The following is a 6,008-nucleotide window of genomic DNA, read 5'->3' on the forward strand; positions in this document are numbered from 1 at the left end:
CATCCGTCCGGAGCCTCGGGTGCTCCGTTCAACTCCCGTTCACCTGTGGTGGGAGCACATATCTGCCTGGTCGACGATGGGGAAGCAACCCTGGTGCGAAAGACGATCACATGGCATCGTCCGTCTCAGTCGCGTGCCCGCGCACACCCCGCACGCGCACGCGACCGACGCACACCAGCGTCGAGTGCACCAGCGTCGATCATCTCAGCGCCGAGTCAGCCCGGGAGCCGCCCCATGACCGCAGCAGCAAGCCCCGCCCCCCTCTGGCAGCCGGGCCTCGACCGTATCGCCGCCGCCCGGATCACCCGTTTCCAGGACTGGGCCGCCGACCGGTACGGCGCTCCCGCCGAGGGCGGCTACGCGGCGCTGCACCGCTGGTCCGTCGATGAGCTCGACACCTTCTGGGCCGCCGTCGCCGACTGGTTCGACGTACGGTTCACCACCCCGTACACACGAGTCCTGGGCGACCGCACCATGCCCGGCGCCCAGTGGTTCCCCGGCGCCACCCTGAACTACGCGGAACACGCGCTGCGTACCGCGGAGGACCCGGCGCGCGCCCATGACCCGGCGCTCCTCCATGTCGACGAGACACATGAGGTGACGCCCGTCAGCTGGACCGAGCTGCACCGCCAGGTGGTGGCACTCGCCGCCGAGCTGCGCGCCCTCGGCGTACGCCCCGGAGACCGCGTCAGCGGCTATCTCCCCAACGTCCCGCAGGCCGTCACCGCGCTGCTCGCCACCGCGGCCGTCGGCGGAGTCTGGACCTCCTGCGCCCCCGACTTCGGCGCCCGCAGCGTGCTGGACCGCTTCCAGCAGGTCGAACCCGTCGTCCTGTTCGCCGTCGACGGCTACCGCTACGGCGGCAAGGAGCACGACCGCACGGAGACCGTCGCAGAACTCCGGCGCGAACTGCCCACCCTGCGGGCCGTGGTGCATGTCCCGCTCCTCGGCACCCCGGCCCCCGAAGGCGCCCTGGAATGGGCGGACCTCACCGCAGGCACCGCCGCGGCCGAAACCACCCGGCCCGTCTTCGAACCGGTCCCCTTCGACCACCCCCTGTGGGTCCTCTACTCCTCCGGCACCACCGGCCTGCCCAAGGCGATCGTCCAGTCCCAGGGCGGCATCCTCCTGGAGCACTTCAAACAGCTCGGCCTGCACTGCGACCTCGGACCCGAGGACCGGTTCTTCTGGTACACCTCCACCGGCTGGATGATGTGGAACTTCCTCATCTCCGGCCTGCTCACCGGCACCACGATCGTGCTGTACGACGGCAGCCCCGGCTTCCCCGCCGTCGACGCCCAGTGGGGCATCGCGGAACGGACCGGCGCCACCTTCTTCGGCACCTCGGCCGCCTACGTCATGGCCTGCCGCAAGGCGGAGGCGCACCCGGGCCGCGATCACGACCTCTCCCGGGTGAAGTGCGTCGCCACCACCGGTTCGCCGCTGCCGCCCGACGGCTTCCGCTGGCTCCACGACGAGGTGGCCGAGGACCTGTGGATCGCCTCCGTCAGCGGCGGCACCGACGTGTGCAGCTGCTTCGCGGGCGCCGTACCCACGCTCCCCGTCCATATCGGCGAACTCCAGGCGGCCTGTCTGGGGACGGACCTCCAGGCCTGGGACCCGCACGGCAAAGCCGTCATCGGGGAGGTCGGCGAGCTGGTCGTCACCAACCCCATGCCGTCCATGCCGATCCGCTTCTGGAACGACCCCGACGGCAGCCGCTACCGCGACAGCTACTTCGAGATGTTCCCCGGCGTCTGGCGCCACGGCGACTGGATCACCCTCACCGACCGGGGCTCGGTCATCATCCACGGCCGCTCCGACTCCACCCTGAACCGGCAGGGCGTCCGCATGGGCTCCGCCGACATCTACGAGGCCGTCGAACGCCTCCCCGAGATCCGCGAATCCCTCGTCATCGGCCTGGAGGAGCCGGACGGTGGCTACTGGATGCCGCTCTTCGTCCATCTCGCCCCGGGCGCCGTCCTCGATGACACGCTCCGTGCCCGCGTCAAGGCGACGATCCGCGAACAGCTCTCGCCACGCCATGTGCCGGACGAGATCATCGAAGTCCCCGGTATCCCGCACACCCTGACCGGCAAGCGCATCGAAGTCCCGGTCAAGCGCCTGCTCCAGGGCGCGCCGCTCGACAAGGCGGTCAACGTGGGGTCCGTGGACAACCTCGAACTCCTCCGCTTCTACGAGAACCTCGCCCGCGAGCGCCACTGACTCCGTTGTCAGACCCCCTGGTTACGCTGAGTGAGCAATGATCGACCGTGCTCAGGGGGAGCCATGGCGCGCACCGACCACAGCGAACAGACATTCAGGACCGCGCGGCGCAGTCTGCGCCGCGAAGTCCCCAGCACCGTCGGCCTGCTGGCCGACGAGCGGGACTTCACCGCGATGCGGCGCTACCGCACCTTCACCTTCGACGACCACGCCACGTATCTGCGACAGATCGACGGACTGCTGAAATCCCTGGCGTCCCAGGGTCTCCACACCACCGTCGCCCTCTTCGACCCGGAGGAGTACGCCGAGTACTGCGCGGATTCGGGCCTCGACCCCGACACCGCGGACAGCCGCGGCCGCTTCACGGCCCGAATCCCCGGGAGCGGCGCCGCCATCGCCTATACCGGCCAGCCCATCGACAGTCTCGTCCCACAGCTCATCAGCACCGCTGTCCGCAGAGCCACCTGGGAGTACGCGACCACGCTCCTCGCCGATCTCGGGGAGTGCGCCGACTGCGGACAGGACATCGGGCGTGCGGCCTTCGACCGCGCCTCCCACCTGCTGCTCCGGCTGCTCGAAGGAGCCGGCTCCGGCACGCATCACCTCGTCTGCAGCGTCCCCGCCGCCGACGAGCAACTCCTCGCGGTCCTGCGCACCGAGGACGCCGGCAGTCCCGACAACGACCCCGACGGCCTCGACGGCCCTGATGGCGTGTCCGCCCGGCTCGACTCGTCCCAGGCCACCGAATTCGTGACCGTGCTGGCCGTCGGTATCGCCCTGGAGAGCGCCGGGGGAGTGGTGCTCCGTACGGCCAGAGCCGGTGACCCCGACCGGCTGCACGGCTGGCGCCTCCAGCACGGCAGCCTCGTTCCGCTCACCGTCGGCGAGGTCTTCAGTGCCTACTGCACCGACGCGGACACCGGCGACCCGGTCTCCCCCGAGTCCGGCGTGGAGTACTGCGCCGGATTCGATCTCGGCCCGGACGACACCGGGACCCATCACTGACCACCGGGACCCACCACTGAACGGAGCCAACGACAGAGGGGCTTCCCGCCCTGTGCGACGGGAAGCCCCTCCAGAACCCGGACCGGAATCCGGCCGTCTCAGCTCACTCGCCTGACAGCACCGCCTGCGCGGCCTTCCGCGCACCCTCGGCGGTGTCCGCCGCACGCGCGGCGGCAGCGGCACGCTCACACTGCGCCAGCGTGTGCTTCGCCAGAGCCGACCGCACATACGGGATCGACGCCGCGCCCATCGACAGCGACGTCACACCCAGCCCGGTCAGCACACAGGCGAGCAGCGGATCGGCGGCGGCCTCACCACACACCCCACAGCTCTTGCCCTCGGCCTTGGCGCCCTCGGCCGACAGCGCCACCAGATCCAGCAGCGCCGGCTGCCACGGATCCTGGAGCCGCGACACCGCACCCACCTGCCGGTCGGCGGCGAAGGTGTACTGCGCCAGGTCATTGGTGCCCAGCGAAAGGAACTCGACCTCCTGGAGAATCGAACGCGCCCGCAGCGCGGCCGACGGAATCTCCACCATGGCCCCGAACTTCGCGTGCAGCCCCGCCTCACGGCAGGCGTCCGCGAACGCCCGCGCATCCGCGCGGTCGGCCACCATCGGCGCCATGACCTCCAGATACACCGGCAGACCCTCGGCCGCCTTCGACAGCGCGGTCAGCTGCGTCCGGAGCACATCCGGGTGATCCAGCAGGCTCCGCAGACCGCGCACACCCAGCGCCGGATTCGGCTCATCGGCGGGCGTCAGGAAGTCCAGCGGCTTGTCCGCGCCGGCGTCCAGCACCCGTACGACCACCCGGCCCTCGGGGAACGCCTCAAGCACCGCGCGATACGCGGCGATCTGCTTCTCCTCCGACGGGGCCTGCTTGCTGTCGTCCAGGAACAGGAACTCCGTACGGAACAGACCCACGCCCTCCGCACCCGCCTCGACGGCCGCCGGCACATCCGCGGGACCGCCGACATTGGCGAGGAGCGGCACCTTGTGCCCGTCCGACGTGGCACCCGGCCCGGTGGAGGCGGACAGCGCGGCCTTCCGCGCGGCGGCAGCCGCCTCAAGCTCGGCACGCTTCTCGGCACTCGGCTCGACAAAGATCTCGCCCGTGCTGCCGTCCACCGCGATCACGGTGCCCTCGGCCAGCTCACCGGCGCCCGGCAGCGCGACAACCGCGGGCACTCCGAGCGCACGCGCCAGAATCGCGCTATGACTCGTCGGCCCGCCCTCCTCGGTGACAAAGCCGAGAACCAGCGTCGGGTCGAGCAACGCCGTATCGGCCGGCGCGAGATCACGCGCGATCAGTACATACGGCTCGTCGCTGTCCGGCACGCCCGGCATCGGAACGCCCAGCAGCCGGGCGACGATACGATTCCGCACATCGTCCAGGTCCGCGACCCGCCCGGCCAGATACTCCCCGGCACCGGCGAGCAGCGCGCGGTACGAGGCGAACGCGTCGTACACCCCGCGCTCGGCCGTGCTCCCGACGGCGATCCGCCGCTCCACATCGGCCATCAGCTCCGGGTCCTGCGCCATCAGCGCCTGCGCCTCAAGCACGGCCTGCGCCTCGCCACCGGCCAGATTGCCGCGGGCGATCAGATCGGCCGACACGGCCTCGACGGCCTGGTGAGCACGCCCCTGTTCGCGCTCCGCCTCCTCCGCCGGGATCGACTTGGCCGGGGGCTCCAGCATCGCGGTCCCCATATGCCGGACCTCGCCGATCGCCACTCCGTGGCTGACCCCGACGCCTCGCAGCGTTGTCTCCATGTCACCCGTCTCCGGTTATGCGGCGACCCGGTCGCCACGATGGATGTACGACGAGCGCACCGCGCCCGTCCCTGACATACGTCGACGGCGTCACTGCCAGCCGAAAAGTGTGTCGCCGGTCTTCACATCGCCGTCCTCGCGGAGGTCGGAGAGGGAATCGGCGGTGGCCTCAAGCGCCACGACGGGGCAGATGGGCGACTTGCCGGCCTCTTCCACGGCGGAAGGATCCCAGCGCACCACGGCCTGTCCGCGCGTGACCGTGTCGCCCTTGTTGACGAGCAGCTCGAAGCCCTCTCCATTGAGTTGCACGGTGTCGATACCGAGGTGCGTCAGCACTCCGTGACCGTCCGAGTCGACCACGACGAAGGCGTGCGGATGCAGGGAGACCACCACACCGTCCACCGGGGAGACGGCCTCACCCGGCTCGCGTACGGGATCAATGGCCGTACCGGGCCCCACCATCGCGCCGGCGAACACCGGGTCGGGTACAGCGGGCAATCCGATGGCGCGTCCGGCGAGCGGGGCCGTCACGATGGTCATGGGGAGCCTCCAGGGGCGGAGAAAGTGCGGGCTGTCGTCACCGTCCGTGAGGGGGCGACGTGCTGTTCAGAAGGGTAAGTCATAGGAAGTGACGGTTCCGCGTGAGTGCTGCGGGTTGACGGGCCATGGGACCACCGAAACCGATTTGCCTGCGTCGGCCGACCGCATGTACTGTCGTACTCCTGCCTGGCCCCAACGCGACTTTGAGTCGGGGGTCGGCAGCACCTATCAAGCCTCGATCCCAACCCGGAATCCGCTTTAGCATGCCCGCGGAACGAGTGGTCAGGAAGAGCAAAAAGGCCTGATAGAGTTTGAAACACGAAATGCCGAAGGGAAGCGCCCGGAGGGACCGGAAACGGGACCGAAGGAAGCGTCCGTTCCTTGAGAACTCAACAGCGTGCCAAAAGTCAACGCCAGATATGTTGATACCCCGACCTGCCGGATGTCCGGTGGGTTGAGGTTC

Annotated in this window: 5 protein-coding genes; 2 read left to right on the top strand and 3 right to left on the bottom strand. The window is 69.8% G+C overall.

Annotation, left to right across the window (positions count from 1 at the left end; translation table 11 throughout):
• Positions 1-234: 234 nt before the first annotated feature.
• Together IF11_RS0133590 and IF11_RS0133595 are read left to right on the top strand one after the other, a co-directional pair.
• Positions 235-2,226: an acetoacetate--CoA ligase gene (locus IF11_RS0133590; RefSeq protein WP_030355586.1), complete on the top strand. Its 1,992-nt coding sequence runs from the start codon at positions 235-237 to the stop codon at positions 2,224-2,226.
• Between the two features lie 63 nt (positions 2,227-2,289).
• Positions 2,290-3,231 carry a hypothetical protein gene (locus IF11_RS0133595; RefSeq protein ID WP_030355587.1) on the top strand — a complete coding sequence of 314 codons (942 nt, stop codon included), beginning with the start codon at positions 2,290-2,292 and terminating at the stop codon, positions 3,229-3,231.
• A gap of 103 nt (positions 3,232-3,334) precedes the next feature.
• On the opposite strand, the gene ptsP is transcribed toward IF11_RS0133595, so the two are convergent.
• From ptsP to IF11_RS41715, 3 genes are all read right to left on the bottom strand, one after another.
• A complete protein-coding gene (gene ptsP, locus IF11_RS0133600; protein ID WP_030355588.1) occupies positions 3,335-5,005 on the bottom strand; it encodes a phosphoenolpyruvate--protein phosphotransferase in 1,671 nt (556 codons plus the stop codon).
• A gap of 90 nt (positions 5,006-5,095) precedes the next feature.
• Positions 5,096-5,545, bottom strand: a complete 450-nt coding sequence (locus IF11_RS0133605) for a PTS sugar transporter subunit IIA (RefSeq protein ID WP_030355589.1) — start codon at positions 5,543-5,545, stop codon at positions 5,096-5,098.
• A 282-nt stretch (positions 5,546-5,827) separates the two neighbouring features.
• Positions 5,828-6,008, bottom strand: a 181-nt coding sequence (locus tag IF11_RS41715) for a hypothetical protein (RefSeq protein ID WP_211266768.1), incomplete at its 5' end; no start/stop codon positions are given.

It is taken from the genome of Streptomyces scopuliridis RB72 (assembly GCF_000718095.1).
GTDB classification, from domain to species: Bacteria; Actinomycetota; Actinomycetes; order Streptomycetales; family Streptomycetaceae; genus Streptomyces; species Streptomyces scopuliridis.